The organism is Candidatus Williamhamiltonella defendens, from assembly GCF_900699045.1.
GTDB lineage: Bacteria > Pseudomonadota > Gammaproteobacteria > Enterobacterales > Enterobacteriaceae > Hamiltonella > Hamiltonella defensa_A.
Window position 1 is genome coordinate 682,619 of record NZ_CAADHL010000001.1, and the last position, 22,837, is coordinate 705,455.

11 protein-coding genes, 1 tRNA gene and 4 pseudogenes are annotated in these 22,837 nt (G+C 37.3%); 4 read left to right on the top strand and 12 right to left on the bottom strand.

The window, feature by feature from the left end; translation table 11 throughout:
• Positions 1-50 precede the first annotated feature (50 nt).
• Together purL and pepN are read right to left on the bottom strand one after the other, a co-directional pair.
• Entirely contained in the window at positions 51-3,953 is a 3,903-nt protein-coding gene (gene purL, locus CICURV3402_RS03060; protein WP_158379826.1) for a phosphoribosylformylglycinamidine synthase, read from the bottom strand.
• A gap of 141 nt (positions 3,954-4,094) precedes the next feature.
• Positions 4,095-6,710, bottom strand: a complete 2,616-nt coding sequence (gene pepN / locus CICURV3402_RS03065) for an aminopeptidase N (protein WP_158379771.1) — start codon at positions 6,708-6,710, stop codon at positions 4,095-4,097.
• Positions 6,711-6,881: 171 nt separating this feature from the next.
• Between pepN and asnS the strand changes: the two genes are divergently transcribed.
• The 3 genes and pseudogenes from asnS (at position 6,882) to hemE (ending at position 13,017) form a co-directional block, all read left to right on the top strand.
• A complete protein-coding gene (gene asnS, locus CICURV3402_RS03070) occupies positions 6,882-8,282 on the top strand; it encodes an asparagine--tRNA ligase (protein WP_158379772.1) in 1,401 nt (466 codons plus the stop codon).
• Positions 8,283-10,679: 2,397 nt separating this feature from the next.
• Positions 10,680-11,789, top strand: coding sequence for a porin (locus tag CICURV3402_RS03075; RefSeq protein WP_158379773.1), 1,110 nt, complete (start codon positions 10,680-10,682; stop codon positions 11,787-11,789).
• A 190-nt stretch (positions 11,790-11,979) separates the two neighbouring features.
• Positions 11,980-13,017 (top strand): annotated as a pseudogene (hemE, locus tag CICURV3402_RS03080) (uroporphyrinogen decarboxylase).
• A 133-nt stretch (positions 13,018-13,150) separates the two neighbouring features.
• Here hemE and CICURV3402_RS06520 read toward each other — a convergent pair.
• From CICURV3402_RS06520 to rnm, 5 genes and pseudogenes are all read right to left on the bottom strand, one after another.
• Positions 13,151-13,303, bottom strand: a complete 153-nt coding sequence (locus CICURV3402_RS06520; RefSeq protein WP_235667602.1) for a hypothetical protein — start codon at positions 13,301-13,303, stop codon at positions 13,151-13,153.
• A 337-nt stretch (positions 13,304-13,640) separates the two neighbouring features.
• On the bottom strand, positions 13,641-13,778 hold the full coding sequence (locus CICURV3402_RS07555) for a hypothetical protein (RefSeq protein WP_407079056.1): 138 nt from the start codon (positions 13,776-13,778) through the stop codon (positions 13,641-13,643).
• Between the two features lie 197 nt (positions 13,779-13,975).
• Positions 13,976-14,607 (bottom strand): annotated as a pseudogene (locus CICURV3402_RS07560) (pseudouridine synthase); the annotation flags it as partial.
• 101 nt (positions 14,608-14,708) lie between these two features.
• Positions 14,709-15,274: pseudogene (locus CICURV3402_RS03095) on the bottom strand (L-threonylcarbamoyladenylate synthase).
• A 46-nt stretch (positions 15,275-15,320) separates the two neighbouring features.
• Complete coding sequence (gene rnm / locus CICURV3402_RS03100) at positions 15,321-16,202, bottom strand: RNase RNM (protein WP_158379774.1); 882 nt, start codon at positions 16,200-16,202, stop codon at positions 15,321-15,323.
• Positions 16,203-16,497: 295 nt separating this feature from the next.
• On the opposite strand from rnm, the gene CICURV3402_RS03105 reads away from it, so the two are divergent.
• Positions 16,498-16,812 (top strand): BON domain-containing protein, encoded by a 315-nt coding sequence (locus CICURV3402_RS03105; protein ID WP_158379775.1) that lies wholly within the window; start codon positions 16,498-16,500, stop codon positions 16,810-16,812.
• A 1,863-nt stretch (positions 16,813-18,675) separates the two neighbouring features.
• Here CICURV3402_RS03105 and CICURV3402_RS03110 read toward each other — a convergent pair.
• From CICURV3402_RS03110 to CICURV3402_RS03130, 5 genes and pseudogenes are all read right to left on the bottom strand, one after another.
• Positions 18,676-19,107 carry a hypothetical protein gene (locus CICURV3402_RS03110; protein WP_158379776.1) on the bottom strand — a complete coding sequence of 144 codons (432 nt, stop codon included), beginning with the start codon at positions 19,105-19,107 and terminating at the stop codon, positions 18,676-18,678.
• 561 nt (positions 19,108-19,668) lie between these two features.
• Positions 19,669-20,683: pseudogene (locus tag CICURV3402_RS07565) on the bottom strand (UDP-N-acetylglucosamine--undecaprenyl-phosphate N-acetylglucosaminephosphotransferase).
• 65 nt (positions 20,684-20,748) lie between these two features.
• A complete protein-coding gene (gene rho, locus CICURV3402_RS03120) occupies positions 20,749-22,008 on the bottom strand; it encodes a transcription termination factor Rho (protein ID WP_158379778.1) in 1,260 nt (419 codons plus the stop codon).
• A gap of 383 nt (positions 22,009-22,391) precedes the next feature.
• Positions 22,392-22,604: a hypothetical protein gene (locus CICURV3402_RS03125; RefSeq protein WP_320410058.1), complete on the bottom strand. Its 213-nt coding sequence runs from the start codon at positions 22,602-22,604 to the stop codon at positions 22,392-22,394.
• 57 nt (positions 22,605-22,661) lie between these two features.
• Positions 22,662-22,734, bottom strand: a tRNA-Trp gene (locus CICURV3402_RS03130).
• Positions 22,735-22,837: the final 103 nt, after the last annotated feature.

Consider the following 22,837-nt stretch of genomic DNA (forward strand, 5'->3'; position numbering starts at 1 on the left):
TGTAACCTTAATTTGATATTACATGACTCATTTTATTGCATTAAATCAAATTACGCTAATTCCTTACGGGCATTACGAAAAATTCGCATCCAAGGGCTGTCTTCTCCCCACGCTTTAGGATGCCAAGAGTGCGTAACCGTTCTAAAAACCCGATCTGGATGTGGCATCATAGCGGTAAACCTGCCATCTTTGCTTGTGATACCGGTAATGCCACCTATCGAACCATTAGGATTAGCGGGATATTGGTGCGTCGTTTTCCCAAAATGATCAATAAAGCGTAACGTCACCAGATGCTCGTTTTCTAAGGTTTCTAAATGTGCCTGATCTTTGATTTGAACCTGTCCTTCACCATGCGAAACGGCGATCGGCATATGTGAGCCCTCCATGTCTTTCATCCATAAAGACGCGCTTTTTTCTACTCTGACTAAACTTAAACGCGCCTCAAAACGTTCCGATACATTATTTACAAAATTTGGCCACTGTTCTGCTCCCGGGATTAGCGCTTTTAAATGTGAAAGCATTTGGCATCCATTACAGATCCCTAACGCCATCGTCTGTGAGCGATGAAAAAAATCAAAAAATTCGGCCTTTATTTTTGGATGAAATAAAATAGATTTGGCCCATCCCCCTCCAGCGCCTAATACATCACCATAAGAAAAACCACCACAGACGCCCATAGCCTGGAAAGCGCTTAAATTTTGCTCTCCAGAAATCAGGGAGCTCATCGTCACGTCAACAGCCTCAAAACCTGCACGATGAAAAGCCGCGGCCATCTCAACTTGGGAATTCACGCCTTGCTCTCTTAATACCGCCACTTTAGGTTTTATTTTTAATCCAATATAAGGTGAAGTGATATCTTCACTAGGATCAAAACTCAGTTTTGCGTTTAAACCCGGATCCGCTTCATTTTGTTTAGCTTGATGCTCCTGATCTGCGCAATCTGGATTATCTCGTAAACGCTGCATTTGCCAGGTCGTCTCAGCCCACCATCTGCGTAAAGTACCGCGTTTTTCACTGTATATCGTTTTTTGACCTTGACAAATCACAAACGCTTCTCCTATGATTGCGCGCCCTAGGTCATGCACGAGATCTGCCAAACCATATTCTGAAAAAATCCGCTTGACTGCCGATCGATGCGGGGCTGCAGTTTGAATGACCGCCCCCAGTTCTTCATTAAATAAAGCTGCTAAGGTATCCTCGCCAAGTGATCGAATGTCTATCTCTAGGCCACAATGACCCGCAAAGGCCATTTCTGCCAAAGTCACGAATAAACCTCCATCGGAACGATCGTGATACGCCAAGAGCATTTGTGCTTGTACTAACTTTTGGATCGCGTTAAAAAACGCAGCTAATTGGGATGCGTTACGTACATCTGCGGTATGATCTCCCAGTTGCCGATAGACCTGAGCCAGCGCCGTGGCTCCGAGCGCGTTTTTTCCTGCACCGAGATCAATCAAAAATAACGCATTGTCGTTTTTTTCATTCAGATGTAGCTGAGGTGTGACTGTACGTCTCACATTTTGAACAGGCGCAAAAGCAGTGATCACCAGCGATAAGGGAGATGCCATTTCACGACATTGCGCCCCTTCTTTCCAGGCCGTTTTCATTGACATGGAATCCTTGCCTACAGGAATGGTAAGCCCTAATTCTGGACAGAGACCTTCTCCGATGGCTCGAACTGCATCATATAAACCCACGTCTTCCCCGGGGTGACCAGCCGCTGACATCCAATTGGCAGAAAGCTTAATACGTTTGAGTTCACCGATCTGAGTTGCGGCGATGTTGGTCAGCGCTTCTCCTACTGCCAAACGTGCCGAGGCAGAAAAATCGATTAGCGCGACAGGCGCGCGTTCCCCAATAGACATGGCTTCACCATGATAGCCGTCAAAACTTGCTATAGTAACAGCGCAATCGGCCACCGGCACTTGCCAAGGCCCCACCATTTGATCTCGACTGACCATTCCTGTCACTGTACGATCGCCGATAGTGACTAAAAAGGTTTTCTCTGCAACGGCCGGTAAATGCAGTACTCTTTGCACGGCTTCTTGAATAGAGATATCGCTTGTGTTGAATTCGTGATTAGGAGGAGACAAACGCACGACATCTCTTTTCATTTTGGGCATATTGCCTAGCAATAATCGCAAGGGGAGATCAATCGGTGCATCATTAAAATCACCGTCTTTGAGTAAGAGGTGTTTTTCTTGAGTCGCCTTACCTATCACGGCATAAGGCGCTCGCTCACGACGGCAAATCGCCTCAAATTCTGCCATGTTTTCTGGCGAAACCGCCAAAACATACCGCTCTTGAGATTCGTTGCACCAAATTTGCAATGGGCTCATCCCCTGCTCATCGATTGGAATGTCTTGTAATTCAAAAATCCCCCCTCGATCTCCATCGTTGATTAATTCAGGCATAGCATTAGACAACCCACCTGCCCCCACATCATGAATAAATAAAATGGGATTGTTCATGCCTCGCTGCCAACAACGATCAATCACTTCCTGACAACGGCGTTCCATTTCTGGGTTGTCTCTTTGTACCGAGGCATAATCCAAATTATTATCAGATTCCCCTGATACCATAGAAGAAGCAGCGCCTCCGCCTAATCCAATATTCATGGCAGCTCCACCTAGCACAATTAATTGCGCCCCCACGGGAATATCAGCTTTTTTAACCTGCTCTGCCGCGATCTGCCCTATGCCTCCGGCCAACATAATCGGCTTGTGATACCCCCTCAACTCAGTGCCATTATGGCTGCATACCTGTTCTTCATAGGTCCGAAAATATCCCAAAATGTTTGGGTGCCCGAATTCATTATTAAAAGCTGCTGCACCTAATGGGCCTTCGATCATAATGTTGAGCGCACTCGCAATGTGAGCGGGTTTTCCAAAATTTTCTTCCCATGGCTGCTCAAAGTGAGGAATACGTAGATTAGACACTGAAAATCCGACCAGCCCCGCTTTGGGTTTTCCTCCTCTGCCTGTGGCACCTTCATCACGAATCTCACCGCTTGCTCCCGTGGCAGCACCAGGCCAAGGGGAAATCGCCGTCGGGTGATTATGGGTTTCGACTTTCATTAGAATATGCATTTCTTTTTGGTGATAGGCATAGGTCGCGTTTTCAGGGGAGGGGAAAAAAGCGCCCACCTTAAAACCCTGCATCACAGCGGCATTATCTTTATAGGCAGAAAGAAGATATTCCGGTGTTTTCAAAAACGTGTTTTTGATCATGTCAAACAATGAACGATCTTCAGCGACACCGTCGATCACCCAATCCGCATTAAAAATTTTATGGCGGCAATGTTCTGAATTGGCTTGAGCGAACATATAAAGTTCAACATCTGTTGGATTACGGCCCAATGTCATAAATGTTTCAAAAAGATAATCAATTTCAGCAGGCGCCAGCGCCAAACCTAATGCCATATTCACTTTTTCTAATGCGTGACGCCCTTGCTCCAATGTCCGTATATGTTTTAAAACCGAAGGGGGATGTACATCAAAAAGCGCCTGAGCTTGTTTCAGATCTGTCAAGACTTGCTCCGTCATCTGATCGTATAAAAGCGAAATAAGCGATGCCCACTCTGAATCCGTCATCGCTCGGGCTTGCACATAAAAAGCCACGCCTCGCTCTAAACGTGCAACCTTTGATAAACCGCAATGATGCGCGATATCTGTGGCTTTGGAAGACCAAGACGAAATGGTACCCAATCTAGGCGTGATCAATAATAATCTCCCTGTATGGTGATCGGTTTGATGATGCATAGGGCCGTATCGAAGCAAAGCTTTTAATACCGCAGTTTCGTGCTCATCAAGGGTTGCATGGATGTGTGCAAAGTGTACATATTGTGTGTGGATACTTTTAATCGCATTACTCGAACATTGATTTTGAAAGCTATCTAATAGTTTTTTAATTCGAAAAGTAGATAAAGCGCTCGCACCGCGCAGGATTTCCATCATGAAAAATTCTCTTTATTTTTAAAGCAAAGTGAGGCATGTGTCATGCCTCGAATCAACAGTCTTGACTACCGTTTTGCAGACCTGCTCTTTACGTGTTTTTTGTATTGCTCATTACCTTAACAAAGAAAGGGAATCATATTAATCCTCTAACGCTTTGAGAATTTTTTCATTCAGATCCTTTGATAAATTGTTTAAGGATTTAAGTTTTTTTAATACCTGTTTCATCCATTTTTGGCGAACTAAATCATAACGTTTAAAACGAATAAGGGGTTCTATTAAGCCTGCTGCAACCTGAGGGTTTTGAGTATTGAGCGTTGTCAAAATTTCAAGAAAAAGCGTATAACCTGCGCCGTCTTTTGCATGGAATACAACAGGATTAGACGAAGAAAAAGCCCCTAATAAAGCGCGCACTCGGTTAGGATTCATTAAACTAAACGAAGGATGTTTTAATAAAGCGCGTATTTTATTGACGACTTCCTTTTCAGGGCTGGTGGCTTGTAAGAAAAACCATTTATCCATGACCAACTTATCTGAATGCCAACGGTTTTCAAAATGCGATAATAAAAAATCACGACAGGGTAATTTGGCTGCGACCGCCGCTGTTAAAGCCGCAAAGGTGTCCGTCATATTGTTGGATGTTTGATATTGGGTTTTCACCCGCTGATCGGCAATATCTATTTGCCCAAACGCAAGATATTGCAAGCAGATATTTTTAAGAGCTCGTTTTGCGATATAGGTATAAGTGACATTATAAATGGGGGTGTGATGCTTTTGATATTGCTTCCAAAGTGTCTCTGATAAAGACGCTGAAAAAAATCGAAGCCATTTTTGGCGAACAAAATGAATGGCATCAGGATCAATGAAATAGGCAAGCTCAGCAATTTCATTTTCTGAAGGTATCGTCAATATTTCAGCAATTAATGCGGGAGAGAGATTATCATTGAGTAAAACATGTCGGAATACTTCTATCAAATGCAATGGTAAAGTTAAAGGCTCTTTTTCATGAAATTCAGCGATATTTTTTTTGATATAACTATTCAAAAGACGTTGACTCGCATCCCAAAGAGAAAAATCATTACGCGCGTTTTGCATTAAAGATATAAGCTGTTGATCGGTATAAGGGTAATCGAGCTTGACTGGAGCTGAAAAGTCACGCAACAGAGAAGGAACAGGCTCAGAAGGCACAGAATCAAAAATAAAAGTGTATTCTGCTTTTTTCACATTCAGAACAGAGTCGATAGGCTTCCCCTGTTTTTGCAGAGGAATGACCTCTCCTTCTTTTGTATATAATTCAATATCAAGCGGAATATGCAACGGAGATTTTTCTTTTTGATCGGCCGTGGGCGGCGTGTCTTGAGCGATGTGCAAATGATATTGCTGTTTTTGAGCATCATAATGATCGCGAATGATCAATTCGGGTGTCCCTGATTGACTATACCAACGCCGAAATAAGGTCAGGTCTAACCCTGCGGCATCTTCCATCGCTTTAACAAAATCATCACATGTGACCGCGCAACCATCATGGCGTTTTATATACAGCGTTATTCCAGCCTGAAATAGATCTTCCCTCAACAAGGTGTGCAGCATGCGAATCACTTCCGCCCCTTTTTCATACACGGTTAAGGTATAAAAATTATTCATTTCCATAACTTTATCGGGGCGAATAGGATGCGCCATAGGGCTGGCATCTTCAGCAAATTGTGCTGAGCGCATTAGACGTACATTTTCAATGCGGCGAACAGCTCTGCATCCTAAATCTGAGCTAAATTCCTGATCACGAAATACGGTGAGACCTTCTTTAAGGCTCAGTTGAAACCAGTCTCGGCAAGTCACGCGATTACCGGTCCAATTATGAAAATATTCATGGGCTATTATGGCTTCAATATGAAGATAATCTTTATCGGTGGCGGTTTCTGTTGTGGCGAGTACATATTTAGAATTAAAAACATTCAATCCCTTGTTTTCCATAGCACTCATATTAAAGAAATCGACGGCGACAATCATATAAATATCGAGATCGTATTCTAAACCAAAGCGATTTTCATCCCATTTCATGGCTTTTTTGAGTGCACTCATCGCCCAATTAGCGCGATCTAAATGCCCTCTGTCAACAAAGAGTTCTAATGCAACAGAGCGGCCTGATTGAGTGGTGAACTGATCTCTTAAAATATCAAAATCCCCGGCCACAAGCGCAAATAGATAAGAGGGCTTTGGAAAGGGATCTGCCCATTCAACCCAATGACGACCATTTTTGAGTTCTCCTTGTTTGATTTTATTCCCATTAGATAGCAAATAGGGGTAACGTTTTTTATCGGCTAGAATTCGCGTTGTAAAACATGTTAATACATCAGGCCTATCTAAAAAAAAAGTAATATATCGAAACCCTTTGGATTCACATTGCGTACATAAAGTATGCCCGGAGAGGTATAATCCTTCTAAAGCCGTGTTTTTATCTGGATGAATTTCATTAACGATCGTCAAGCTAAAAGCCTTCGGTAATTGCGTAATAATGAGGTGAGGGTCTTTTTGAGAATAATGAGGCCAGATCTGGTCATTAACGCGCACGCTGATTAAAATGAGGTTTTTACCATTGAGTATTAAAGGCGTATCTTCTGATGTTTGGCGCTGTATCTGGCTAGTGGCTGTCACCCTCGTTTTTTTTTCATTGAGATTAAAATTAAGGTGGATATCAGAAATAAGATGACTGGGAGGACGATAATCCTGTCGGTATTTTATTTGAGGCTGGTTTGTCATAAAAACCCTTTTGTGAGATGAGGCCCGTTTTAAAACCTATGACCGGCTTTAATTCCTACGTTGACTTTTTTATAACAGGTCTATTAATGAATATAATCAATTTTCACGCATGATAATAAAGAAACAAGGCTATTTTGACTATCTTCCATACCCTAATATAAGAGAAATTTTATGAAAAAAGTCCCCCTAGTGGATGTACTACAAGGACATGTTGACCTTGGCCACACAATCATTGTGCGTGGTTGGGTACGCACCCGCCGGGATTCTAAATCCGGGATTTCCTTTGTTGCACTTTATGATGGCTCCTGTTTTGACACAATTCAAATCGTGATGAAAGATTCGCTCGAAAATTATCACAATGATATTCTGCATTTAACTACTGGTTGCTCAATAGAAGTAATCGGCACAGTGGTTGCTTCTCAAGGTAAGGGGCAAAAATTTGAAATTAAGGCAACTCACTTAAAGGTCATAGGTTGGGTAGAAGATCCAGAAACTTATCCTATGAGCCCTAAACGTCATAGCGTTGAATATTTACGCGAAGTGGCGCATTTGCGCTCTCGTACGAATTTGATAGGCGCTGTCACACGAATACGTCATCATTTAGCGCAAGCTATTCATCGTTTTTTTCATGAAAAAGGTTATTTTTGGATCGCGACACCCATCATCACTACCTCAGACACAGAAGGAGCGTGCGAAATGTTTCGGGTGTCTACCTTAGATTTAGCTAATATCTTAAAAACAGCCAATCAGAAAATAGATTTTAGTGAAGATTTTTTTGGTAAAGAGGCTTTTTTAACTGTTTCAGGTCAGCTCAATGCAGAAACCTATGCCTGTGCTTTATCAAAGGTATACACCTTCGGCCCGACTTTCCGGGCAGAAAATTCTCATACTAGCCGCCATTTAGCCGAATTTTGGATGGTAGAGCCTGAAGTCGCGTTTGCAACTTTAGAGGATGTTGCGCTTTTGGCGGAAAAAATGTTAAAATATACTTTTTCAGCCATTTTAAAAGAAAGAGAAGACGATCTGAATTTTTTTACAGAGCATGTGGATAAAAAAGTCAAAAAACGTTTAGAGGAGTTTATTGCTTCAGATTTCGCTCGTATTGATTATGCTGAAGCGATAGAAATTTTGCTGCACTGTAAGTATTCTTTTGTGCATCCCGTGTCTTGGGGGATTGATCTCTCGTCTGAACATGAACGTTATTTGGCAGAGACACATTTTAAAGCGCCGGTGATCGTTAAAAATTATCCAAAGGACATTAAAGCGTTTTATATGCGTCTGAATGAAGATGGAAAAACCGTAGCCGCCATGGATGTGCTGGCACCCGGAATAGGTGAAATCATAGGGGGCTCACAGCGTGAAGAACGTCTTGATCACCTAGATCAGCGTTTAATAGAAATGGGGCTTAATAGAGCAGATTATGCTTGGTATCGTGATTTGCGCCGATATGGAAGCGTGCCCCATGCCGGTTTTGGCTTAGGTTTTGAACGTTTAGTCGCCTACGTCACCGGTGTAGAAAATGTTCGTGAAACGATTGCTTTTCCTCGCACGCATAAAAATGCGTCTTGCTGATTTTTTCAAAATAAAGTGCTTCGATAAAATTTTAAATGAGCAGGGCGATGGCTACTGGTATGACCTTCAAAAAACCAAAGACTATTGCATCGCCCTCCCTCGCCCGGCTTAAAGCTAGCTAAATAGATCGGCTTCGAGTGCCGAAGGGGTAGTATTAAGGGTAGTATTAAGGGTAGTATTAAGGGTAGTATTAAGGGTAGTATTAAGAGTATTTTTATTTGTTTGGCCCGATCGCTTATTTAGCAATTTTGTAAAATAACTGCTAACTTATCATTTTAGGGTTAATCATACTTCCTCAGAAGAAAAACATCGCTTAAACAGTTCGTCCATTTCTCTTTTATTTGCAGGTATCCATGGGTAGAATTTTTGTGGGGTCTGTGAAACAACTGGTCACTTTGTTTATTTGAATAGCGATACCAACAGATCTCTCTTTTGAGTCATTGTAAACTTTATCGTCTTTTTTAAGTAATGGCCGATTTAAAGTAGATAGATTAAGATGCATATAAAAACGCCTGAGATTTAGAAAGACCTCATACTGAGGTACTTTAAATAACTACATGATTTTTATCATGAGTCGGATATACAATAAATATCAAATGATTTTTTATTAACCTCCCTTTATTTGATAGGTCAAATAAATTTGTTAATAGTACCATGGTTTAGCTAACTTACCTTTTTTTATAAATAAATGGACCTAACTCTTAAGTGCAGTTTATATATGTGCTCTTTTATTTATTACTTGCTTTTTAACTTACATTAAATATCTATTTAATTTTAAATGAATTATTTTTTGTTTTGTTGTTCAGGTGAGTCCACATGTTAAGACATTTGATTGCCAGCAATTTGTCTTGCAGAAAGCACATCGTCAAAATTTTGCGGATTCAGCGGCAGATCTGTTACAGCGATCTTAAATAGGAGGTCACTTATGGGCTTTGGCTATAATGAGTGAAGGCGCTCTAGATGACAGAATGGATTGAAGAATTTACAAAAAAATGACTGCCACGTTCAACTTGTATCAAATTAAGAATGAATTTAGCCTTACTGACAAGGTTAAAGACTCAGAGATATCTAACGCATGCAGGGAAAGATATTCATGATGAGAAGTGATGCCTTCAGAAAGGCAAAATCAGGATAATGTTAGCGATACCATGCACATTCAATTTAGAGACGATTGAAGAAACATTTGAAGGTATTCTCAATCCATGTCGATAACAGATATGAGGGAGGGAACAACCCAAAATATGCTCGCTGATCGGTCGGATTTAAAGCATGAAGAAAAAATTTCGATTTAAAATGGAAAGGAAGAACACCGCCTCCATTGTATGCGATCAGAATCTAATCGGCCAGGCTACACAGTGATGAAAAATAAAGATTTTGCGTGAAAATTATCGGGTCACCCATCGGGGAATATATAGACTACTACCGAAACCGCAGAGGAATTGTGATTTAAATTCTAAAAAAGACAGATATATAAATAATAACATTATGACTAAATTGTGATTTATGGTGACTTTTCTGTTTTAAATTATTGATTTTATATTAAATAAACTACTATTATATATCGATAGATGAAATTTTTCTATTTAATAAAAAAGTTAATCGTTATATTTATATTTATATAACTGTCAGAACGGAGTTATGACAGTGAATAATCTCCTCTTAAATCCTTGAAAAAAGAGAGACCGATTTACAATCCGTCACCGTGTCCGCTGTTAAAGGCACTCTGACTGGCATTCTTTGTGCATCGAAAATCAAGTTTAACGTACTTTTTACGTCCATTCTATCGTTACCGCCCCCTTTTTTGTACCATGGAGATGAACTTTATATGCCTCGCATCCATCATTAAACACTTACTATGTCTTTTAAAATCAGCTCTGAAAGAATCGATATTTATATACCGCTGTCTTTCTAACAGCAAAAACGGCTGTGCGTACTTTTCCAGTCCCTGTAATCCGGCGATCCTTCCCCTTACGGAGCGCTGATTCTGTATATCCAGAATACGGCATTAATAAATAAGCGATCTTTGCTATCCCGCCTTACTAGCCTTTTCTACCTGGCAGCAAAAGCTCTATGGCTTTCCAAAGCACTATACGTCATCTCATACCGGCAATGCCATAATAAAATTAATTTGTTTATTTTAATAATTAATTACTGTTTTAATATCTTGCTATTTTAGCCCCTAAAAAAGTTCCCTAAAATTAATATTTTTTTATACTTTTACTCGTTTTTGAGATAGAATGATTTTTAATTAGTCTCGTTTTAAAACTAAATTAAAGCGGCGGCAGATGTATTCTTAAAGCGTCAATGACGCCAGTGCCTAATTTTCAACAATCATTTGATAAAAATAATTGTGCGCAATGGCAAGTATTAAAATAAAACTAAATGAGGTAATCAAAAATGAAACATCATCTTCTTGCAGTTATGATTCCGGTTTTATTAGCGTCCGGTACTGTAAATGCGGTAGAAATTTACAATAAAGAGGGAAGTAAGTTCGATTTATACGGTAAGATCGATGCTCGTCATCAATTTTCTTCATATGATGGAGAAGATGGAGATCAATCATACACTCAGTTCGGCCTTAAAGGTGAAACTCAGATTAATCATGACATTAAGGCTTATGGGCAATGGGAATACAAAATGACGGCTAGAGATGCTGAATCTCAAGGCGGAAAACGGAATAAAACACGTTTGGCTTTTGTTGGTATCGAGACTGCATATGGATCCATTGATTACGGCCGTAATTATGGTGTTTTATACGACATTGCTTCATATACAGACGTACTCGTCGGTTGTGGCGATTTCGCGATCACAGATAATTATATGAATCAACGGTCAACCGGTTTGCTGACTTATCGTAACAAGGACTTTTTTGGCTTGGTAGATGGATTGAGTTTCGCCATGCAGTATCAAGGTAAAAATGAAAATGGCAGAAAATCAGATGTTTCTAATGAGGCAACTAAGGAAATTTTTTTACAAAATGGTGATGGCTGGGCGGTTTCCTCTACTTATGATGTAGGCTATGGTATTGATTTTGGTGCGGGATATTCTATTTCTAATCGCACCAATCAACAAAGGAATTTGAATCCAGGCAGACAGGCTCAAGCTTGGGATATTGGTGCTAAGTACGACTTAAACAATATATATTTGGCGGCGGTGTACTCAGAAACCAAAAATATGACCCCTTATGGTAATGATAGTGATTTGAAAATCGCTAAAAAAGCACAAAATATTGAATTAGCTGCTCAATATCAATTTGATTTTGGTTTGCGTCCTTCTTTGGCCTATGTTCAATCCAACGGTAAAGATTTAATTGTTTCAGACGAAAAAACCAAAAATAAAGATTTATTGAAATATATTTCAATTGCTTCTTACTACAATTTCAATAAAAATTTCTACACTTATGTCGATTATAAGATCAATCTGTTAAAGAAGGATGCTGATTTTAATAAGCAAAATAAGATTAATACCAAAGATGTGATTGGTGCCGGTATAGTTTATCAATTCTAACTGCGGCAGAAACAGGCTAAGGTGATTTAGGCTTTATCCTCAACACTTACATCATACTATAAGGCAGAGTTTTAGCTCTGCCTTTATCTTACTGATATCTCTCTCTTACTTGATTTTTTTAAAATCTTACATCTTTGTAACAGAAAAATTTAAGGATTTTTGATAAAAATTATTAAAAAATGCCGCTTATATTCGGGCATTTTTGCGAATATCCATTGATATAACCCCTGTTTGGATGATGCGTCAATCTTGGCAGCTATTTATCTGAATATAAAAATATGAGCACAAGCAGGTGATTTTATGTTTTTGTGTAAAAACACACAATTGCCTAATGAAGTTATTCTTCATCCTTTGCGTTGATACCCATTAGATGCGATTATTTTATTTTCTGATATTTTGACGATTCCCGATATCATGGGATTGGGACTTTATTTTACAATAGGCGAATGAGCAAGGTGTCATTCTCCTATTTGCATGAAAGCAGACATAGAAAAACTCACTATTCCTCATACAGAATAAGAATTGCGATATGTGATGGATTTCGTGCGAACTGTTCGAAAAGAATTAGCAGGCACGGTGTCGTTGATTATATTTGCAGGCAGCCATTGGAAAATAGAGACCTATATGGTTGAAGGTGTGGGCAGCAAAATCTTCAGTCGATTGAAGGATATGCTGTATACCTAACCCGCCACCTTGCATTTATTGTTGAATAAACTAACTTAGACTGTAATCCTCTATCTGAATTTACAAATTCCAGCAGGCGTTCAATTTATTATGATACTCGATACATGTAGCGGGGTATTAATCGGATAAAATTATCGTATTTTTCATTAAACTACATGCATCAGATTATTGAGGGCCTAACGCAGGAAAATGAAGGTTGAAAAATACTGGTGACCTTATTTAATAAAGGCAGAGGACAATGGTTAGCAGCCATCACAGATGGCGGGTTGTGATGCGATAGAACTCGATTAGACAACCGACATTAGAGAGCTACGGCACCGTCGAGAAGACAATGTTGCATTACAAGGAAATATGGATCCCGCTATTTTGTGTATGCCACAGCACCTCTTATTAAAAAATAAGTTACCTCTATTTTAGGGGATTTAGAAAAGAAACAGGGCATCTTTGAATTTGGGCCACGGCGTTCATCAAGATACCTCTACCAGAGCACGTGCGTATATTTGTAGATGCGGTACATCGTTTATCAAAAAACGACGCTCGTTAGGGTATGATTTTCTTCAAATGTTCTGATGAATTTATTGTTTCCGGGCTGTAAAATTTTTTAACCACTGTTATACGTTCATAATTTTTACAATTTACTGTTCTTGTATTTGTCTAAAAATGATTTTTGGATGACGTTATTGAACCATTTGAAGACTGACTAAGGTCAGTGCCAGATAGTTCATATAATTATCTCCATCTAACGCTAAATTTTTCTCGTTTTTCTTTGTAAATTCCGCCCATTCTGTCTTCTTATGGTAAGAGACCCAACGCACTGTGTGAATATTCACCACATCATAAACTGTATAAACATGCTATTCGTTTTTTAAATGCAAAACGACAACGTCAAATTGCAGTGCTTCTCAGCACCTAGAATACAATTATTATTTGCAAGAGGCCGAAAAATTTGTACGGCTCCTTCTTCTGAGATAGATTAAGCCTTTTAAAAGCTGTTTGTGTTTAAGAGTCTCACTGAGACAAATGTGACGAAATAATGCAGGCGCAAAATGAGGAATACCTGTAAATTTTAGCGTGTCACCTTGCGTAAAGATATCGCCAATTTAAATGGAGACGTGGTTATGTAACCTAATAATATCACCAGGAAAAGAGTCTTCAGCCTGTGTGCGATCACCTGCCATAAAAGTGAGTGAATCCGAGACTATGAGCTCTTGTTGAGTACGCACTTGAAATATATTTCATATTCTTTTTATAAGAACCAGAAACGAGACGCATAAAAGAGATGCGATCTCGATGTTTCAGATCCATATTGACCTGTATTTTAAAGATAAATCCCGTTAATTTTTCTTCTTCTACAAACACATTAGGTTGTTCAGCTTCGTGCTCTGTCGGCGATGGATACCATGTTACTAAAGCATTCAGTACATAATCTACCCTAAAATTGCCCAGTGAAGTACCAAAAAACAGGCGTCAATTGACTAGATAAAAAAGCGTTTAGATCAAATTTTTGGCAATTTTATATCACCGTATCGTATTCGAATCAGACTGCTGACTTGTACACCAATCGATTCCCATAGCCTACGTACTTCACAATTTCGGCTTGCAGTCAGAATGACGTTGTACCAATGATTTAATCCTTCATCTCCTATAAAGGTAACGTAGACTACCATCTTCTAGTTGAATAACTTTGGTGAGTTTGTTTGATACTTGGCTCATTGTCTAAAAATGTCTCAGGTATATTCATGCTCTATTTCTTGGATAGGATGGCATCAAATGATGCGCTAACTCTCCAGCCGTAGTGCACAATAGTAAACCAGACGTATTGATATCTAACCGCCCAATTACTATCCAACGTGAATCATATAATTTGGGAAAACGATCGAAAATATTTGGCCAGCTTTTAGGATCTTTTCTTGTGCAAATCTCACCCTAAATTTTATAATAAACTAAAACATGACAGGGGATTTTTTGTGGTTCTGTAATAGGAAGTATTAGCCCATTCAAGCGAATTTGGATGAAAGGCATAACAGAAACGCGATCACCGAGAGAGGATATTTTACCATTAACACTCATAAGCCCCCGCTGTATTTTTTTCTTTGATTTCTCGTCGTGAACTATATTCACTCCACGCTAAAATTTTTTGCGGTGTTCACTCATAAAAAACTTCTGTGTCGCCTTCACAGGTGTCGTGATAAAAAAGAAGATAGACTTAAATTGGTATAGAGTATAATAAAGTGCTTATATCCCCTCCTCCTCTGCTCGAACTAATACAGGATTTCCATCTGTAAGATCGATAATCGTAGTCGGTTGCTCAGTGATACAACCTCTATCAATAATGAGATCAACTGTTTTCCTAACTTTTGTTTGATCTTTTCTGAATCAAATTATGCAAAATCATCACTAGGTAAAATAAGCGTCGTTGACATCACCGGTTCGTTTAATACAGCTAGCAATGCTAAGGACATATCATTACAAAGCACTCGTAAACCAGTGGTTACCGTTTTTCATGCATTAAACAACGGGCGACTTATTTCGTTGCTTCTAATATAAAAGTATAGCGCCCAGGCGTATTATTTTGAATTAATTTAAAAGCGCTGTCATCAAGGTAAGCATAAACTGCAATCTCAGATAAATCACGATAAACTAGAGTAAAGTGATGGTCGCTTGTTCTTTTTCGAATTTAAAAATACGCTCTATCGTGGATTTTTTTCTAGAAGACAGCTTAAGGCGTAGGTAGCATTGGTGAGATGAACCATCACACTTCCTTTTTTTAGAAGACTAATGTTTTGATTGATTAAGCGTATTTAAAAATTTTTAGGATGCAGGTGAAAAAATTAACTCATGATCTACCTATATCATCTTTGAAGGTTGACTTACTGTGATATTCCAGTGATTCCATATCGGCTTAGATCCTGTAGTCAACCATAAATGACGGCCTAATTCTATCCAGGGGGATGGGTGATGAAAATCTGATCCCTGAGAGGCTAATAACTGATATTCGTTAGCATATTGCGCTAATAATGTACGCTCATGTGGTGCCTGCTGACATTGTGCGACTTCTATGGCATCCCCGCCTTGATCCGAAAAATATGCTAGAAGCACTTTTAATAATCGATTTGAAAAACCATAACGCGTAGGATGCGCTAAAACAGCATATCCTTCGGCTTTTTTAATGATTTCTATCGCTTCTTTTATGCTGCCCCATTCAGGAAAGACATATCCTGGTTTGCCTTCTATTAAATATTTTTTAAAAATTTGCTTGATATTAGAGCCTTTACCTAAATTCAGTAAATAGCGAGCAAAATGGGCTCGAGTCACCAGCCCTGTGCCTGCTAAATCCTTAACTCCTTTCCAAACATTGGGAATCTTTATTTCTTCGAGCGCTGCACTGATCTTTTGAGCTCTTTCATAACGCCGTTTTGATTGCTTGTCTAAAAATGCTTTTATAACAGGATGATTTATATCAATACCTAGCCCCACAATATGTATTTCATATTTTCTCCATAAAGTGGAAATTTCCACACCATCAATTAATTGAATTGGGAGTTTCTGTTCTTGGATTGTTTTTTTTGCTGCCATTAAACCTGAAGTTGTATCATGATCCGTGATAGCTAGAATATGAACCCCCATTGTAACGGCTCGATGCACTAATTGCATGGGTGTTAATAAACCATCAGATACACTGGTATGGCTATGAAGATCATAAATAATACTTGTCTTTTTTTCTATCATGATGCAAACCCAATGAATTTTAAAAAATAATAATTATATTCTTAAAATGAATGAATTTTTTTAAAATAGATCTTTATTTTTAAAAATCAAAAATAATGCATATAGAGAAATAATTTTATTATTGTTCTTGATTCAAAATCATATTAAAAAATGAGTGTTTTGTTTATAATCATATATTAAATGATTAATAATAATTTGAATAATATTAATTTTTAATTAATACTTAATATTCCTTTTAGTTATTAGATATAAAAATATTTTTTGGTTGATGAAAAATAAAATATCGGAGCTTTTTATGAAACTGATTAAAACTTTAACTGTGTTATTAAGCGTTATTTTATTAACTTTTGCGGTTTCTTCGTGTGTGCCTACTAAAAAATCAGAAGGAACGGGGGGGTATTTGGACGACACTGTTATTACCACTAAAGTCAAAGCAGCTTTGTTAGCAGAAAAAAATTTGCAATCAACAGAAATTAATGTCGAAACTTTTAAAGGAAAAGTGCAATTAAGTGGTTTTGTCAGCAGTCGTATAGCAGTTCAACAGGCAATAAAGGTGACTCGTGGTGTTTCAGGTGTCCAGTCAGTTTCTAATAAAATGCAAGTGAAATAATAAAGATAGAAAGTGTAATGATATAATGGCTGTTAGTCAGCCTGGCCCTGTCTGCAAAAGAATGAGAAATATGGTATAACAAATTCAAATCATTTAATGATATAAATAACGACTCTGGTCGAAATTTAGTTGTCAATTCTGTTGATCCCGTTCTTTATCCTCCCATGCAGACAGCGCTCCTCTTAACCTATCCATGCAGCGAGCGCCTGCAACGAAGACAAGACATAATGATATCAATCATGGTCTCAGTCAGAACCAGATTATTAACCACGTCAATCTCACTCCCAACTGATCTATTGCATCAATCTTTCCAATACAAAGCATAACCAAAGAAAGCACGAGAAAAAGAAAGTTAAAAAACAAATCGATCAGACATGAATCAAAAAATCCTGCAAGTCACATAAAAAGAACAAATGCCATCATTTTTTATTGATATAACAGAACTAAAATCATATTTTTTAGAAAAAGTCTGAATATAAAAATAACACTATGTATCATCAATCACGGAGTACGTATAATCCAAATTATCCTATCACAGCTGTAAATCACAAGAATAATATTTCTTTGAAATATATGAAAAACAATCAATTCTTCCAATAAAACGCTTGAAGAAAGACAAAATAAATATATAAAAAGTAATATGGGAACATATATAGTAATATCAAGCTTAATTTACAATGCCTTTCTTCTTTTAAATTGATTGCAGATATCCTTAATTGTAAAAATGATACCGGTCACGTTATCAAGCGCATAATAGAGCCAATGGCTGGATCAACCATCTATTCTAATTAGATAAAAGTATTAGGATTTAAAGGAAAGATCATAATAAATGATATTAATTATTTTTGACATTAACTCAAAAATCGATTATTAATTATCCCAATGAGGTATTAAAAATATTGAAGTTATTAAAAACGATATATTAAATATACCACAAAACATGGATTAAACTTTAATAGAGAATTGTTTATTGAATTAAATTCTTAAAATATAAACAAAATCATAAAAAAATTTTCGTGAGAATATAGTATCTTACTTCTAAGAGAGTTTGATTATGTTAACTTATTTCGTAAGCGATAATGGTAGACTGAGTTTGGATTACCTTATGATCCAATTCTAGCGAAATATTTCAATGCCTATGCATCGGCATCATATCATATTGCACAAAATTCATTTCATTTGAAAGGTGATTCTAGCATTGATGTAGAGATTAATACATAGATACATATGTGTTGAATCTTTTGATTTCATTTTTTGTTGAACAAAAAAATAAAACACGCATATTACCATCGATAATTAATCATCAATAAATAAAGTTTATTAATCACATTCATAAAAATACAAATCAAGAAGCAGCATTTTTAATAAAGATGGCTGGGCGTTATTAAAAAGCAAAATATCGGTGCTAGTGATTTAATCATATTAAGAAATTATTTCAATAACAAATATACAAATGAAAATGAATTTTATCAAAAAATTAAATATGATGTAATTCCGGCTATTAAAAAGACGCTCAATACTCATGTTCAATAAATTTAAAAAAGAAATAAAGAATTTTTAAAACAACAGGGATTTCGTGTTGAGAAAAATGAAAATACAAGTCATCCTAGCATGTTGAGAAATTATTTTTATGCAAAATAATTTATTATTTTAATACGTGTTTTTGATTTATCTCTATAATTAATACTTTCATTTATATATCTGGCGGTATAATCAATTGCAATAATTTTAATTTTTTACGTTTTTCGCTGCTTCCACTAATTTAAGAAATATATATTAACCTGATCGTTCGGTATTATGTCCGAGGTCTAATATTTTTAAATATTCCTTTAATTGCTTAGGCATCTTGACACTATTAAAATATTAATCGAGATACTCTTGATGTAAATCAAAAAATAAATGTTCAAGATATAATACTGTCACTCCTTTACTCGCTAAAATTTTCATATTATCAATCAATAATTTTTTGCTAGTTAATAAAGATAAATAAAACTCACCTCTTCCTTTAATACTTTTTTCTTTAAAATAAAGCTTATCTTCTTTTTGTAATCGTGTGCTTTTTTTAAAAAGCACTTCCATAGCTGAATTTAAATCAAAATATAAATATTGAGTGTTAAACGATTCCCCATTGACACGATCAAGCTTTAAACTTTTCTTTTCAATTAAACCTAGATTTTCTATGTTGGTTATTTTGTATTGGTTAAGATTATTACCTATTTCTGAAGATTTGGAATTAGATGATGTCATCTGCTGATTTGCTTCTCTTGTGTGTCTTTCTGAAATAGAATTACTCATAATTTTTTACTCTTTTACTTTGTTTGATTATTTTGTGCGTATTATTTACTGCTAAAGATAGGGAATTTTTACGACGTATAGTATAAAAATTTAAATTTTTAAGGATTTTTAGAAAATTCACTTTTTAAAGCACTGGGTTTCAAGACAATTGGAATTGTGTTGTATTCATGAAAGAAATGGTCATTGTAATAAATAGTATGTAGCTAGTTTTATCAAATCGGAAAGACTTTAAGATAAAATCACAGGGATTTTTCTCTCAACTAGCTTCTGGTTTTTTAAAGCAATGAGTTGGACGAAAATAAGAGATTTGAGTGCAAACTCAAAATTGATAGACTTAATCCATGATAAAAACTCCCTAATGCAACAGATCCAACGAATTTTACGCTTCATCAGTTTGAATAATTTGTCTTGCCGTACATGAGTATTTCCAAAAAAAATAAAGACGATTTTGATAAGCTGATTAAAATAACTACAAAAAATGAAATGCAAAAATTTCTTAATAATATAAAGACGTAAATTGGATTCTGAAAATCAAACCCATAAGATCATAGGGGTTTTCGTCTATTTTTTTATTTTAGATGCTTGCTTGATGCGTTTGATAAGACGAGATAATCGCCAAGCATTTTTGGCACTATAACCATATACAAAAAACATGCATAAAATAATGCAAACATCATTAATTCAGATATAAAAAACTCATCTATGATCTCAATTAGTGCGCATAGAGCATCAAAAAATGATTCTTATTAAGGTTTGTTGAGAGGTAAAAGCAGAGAGAATTATCAAATCTATTAAAAGAAAACGGCAGTGATCTATAATATCGTGACAAGACGAATTAGATACTTGCTCCCCTGAGTCGTCTATAAAAACAACCATATTGTAGGAAATCCAATCAAGGATACTTCCAGTATCCTCCATAAAAATTTTGTATTTTTCACCCAGTAACCCTAAATTGAATAAAACATAATGGGAGATAGCCACAATTATGGAAAATACCATAGTGCTAATGCTATTTCACTTTTTTGATACAGCAAAAATCCCATTTCTAAAAAAGAAATACAGGATCATCCATTTACCACCTAAGAAACCATGTATTCCATCTATTATATTAAAAGCGTTGATCACAGCACATACAGAAATCAAGGTAATGATATAACTAAAGGGACCTAAGCCTAATTCTCTAAAACAGAAGATCAATCCCAAGTTATTTAAATGAAGCCCCTGGAAAACATACGATAAAAACGCTGACTAAAAATTGTATGAAAAATCTTATTTTTACACTAATATTAAAGCGATCGTCTAATACCCAAACAAATATTAGAAAACCAGCGTAAGCTACATAAACTTCCGCATGAGGGATAAATTGATCGGCAATAAGTAAGGAAAAACAAATACTAGCATAAACGGAGATTTCCCCTACTCATGGGATCAGGCATTGATGATGTTTACGATGATCCGGATATATCCATGAGCTCGATATATTTGGCTACTTTTCGAGCAGATAACAGGCAAACCAAAGAAAAAAGAAGATGCCGAGAAGATGTGCACTGAACACAAATAAATTTAATTTTGCCACTCTCTATAAGATATCAGATGATTTTTTACTTTGTGACTTTAATGAATTTTTGAAAAATTTAAATATTATGAGCGTCTCATCATGTCGAAAAATTCGTCATTAGTTTTTGTCATCGCCAGCTTATTAATAAGAAACTCCATGGCATCTATCTCACCCATAGGATGGATAATTTTACGTAAAATCCACATTTTTTGTAGTTCTTCAGAAGTTGTTAGAAGCTCTTCTTTTCGCGTACCAGATCGGTTGTAATCAATCGCAGGGAAGACCCGTTTTTCAGAAATTTTACGAGAAAGATGTAGTTCCATATTTCCGGTACCTTTAAATTCTTCATAAATCACTTCATCCATCTTAGAACCGGTCTCAACTAATGCCGTAGCAATAATGGTAAGACTACCCCCTTCTTCTACATTCCGAGCTGCCCCAAAGAATCGTTTTGGACGATGTAAAGCGTTGGCATCCACACCCCCTGTTAATACCTTTCCAGAAGAAGGTACGACTGTGTTATATGCACGAGCCAAACGCGTAATCGAGTCAAGTAAAATGATCACGTCTTTTTTATGTTCAACCAAACGTTTTGCTTTTTCTATCATCATTTCAGCAACTTGCACATGACGCGCTGCAGGTTCGTCAAAAGTAGAGGCGATGACCTCCCCTTTGACCAAGCGTTGCATTTCTGTCACCTCTTCTGGGCGTTCATCAATCAATAGCACCATCAACACACAATCAGGATGATTATACGCAATACTGCTTGCAATATTTTGAAGCAACATAGTTTTTCCCGCTTTTGGAGGGGCAACAATGAGACCTCGTTGACCACAGCCAATAGGAGCGGCGAGATCCAAAACTCGAGCAGTTAAGTCTTCTGTTGAACCGTTACCTCTCCCCATAAGTAAACGAGCATTTGCGTGTAGAGGCGTTAGGTTCTCAAATAAAATTTTATTTCTGGCATTTTCAGGTTTGTCGTAATTGACTTTATTTACTTTCAATAAAGCAAAATAACGCTCCCCTTCTTTAGGGGGGCGAATTTTCCCTGAAACGGTATCCCCAGTTCGCAAATTAAAACGGCGTATTTGGCTTGGCGAAACATAGATGTCATCAGGGCCTGCAAGATAAGAACTATCGGAAGAACGGAGAAAACCAAAGCCGTCTTGTAATATTTCTAAGACCCCATCTCCAAAAATATCTTCCCCACTTTTTGCGTGTTGCTTCAAAATGGAAAAAATCATATCTTGCTTACGAATACGAGCTAAGTTTTCTAGTCCCATATTTTCGCCTAGCGTGATCAGCTCAGAAACGGGTATATTCTTTAATTCAGTAAGATTCATAGTGATGGGTTCTTAAATAGCGTGAAGTCATTTTTAAAGTCTGTTCATGAATGGTATAGCAGTGTGAACCGCCTGTTCGAAATGTGATATGTAACAAACGAGTCACATTTTAGTCACTAGACTTGCTTTTAAAAACCAATATACTGAACATGATTCTTCAGTCACGAAAATGAATGGAGAAAGTCGGAGGCATCAAATCTAAAGCATTTGAATTTTACACTGATTCTTTGATAGAAAGCAACGGTGACAGGGATTTTCTAAGGTCTGTGAAACGCGCGATTCATGATTATTGAAATATCATGGTCGATAGCTTTTATAGCTGCCTCGATAGGGGTCTTCCGGAGAAAAGAACAAATTTGATTCAGCCAAAATTCTTGGATCTTTTAAAGATCTGTATTGACCCTGATAGGGCGGGTCTCTTTTTGCGCGTGTTGCATCCCGTTATAATCGATGGGATTGCGGCTGTCAGTGACTTCAATACAACCGTCGATACCAAGAGAAAAGATGGTAAAATAGATTTCTTCTGTACCAGAAATACCAATATCGCGGTCGAGTACATTGCTCTGCTTTCCTGTCAAGCGCCACAGAGGGCGCACTTCTGGCTTTCCCCGCTTAAACGTACATCATCCTCCTACGATGACGGTTAATGATAGCAGTGATGGGGAGATTCGAACTCCCAACTCCCGGTTTTGGAGACCGGTACTCTACCAATTGAACTACACCCCTAAAATATCTTTTCGGTAAGTATATCCTCAACAGAAGGGCTTGCATCTAAACATTTTAGATGCTTATATAAGGAGCCTGGCGGTGTCCTAGTCTCACATGGGGA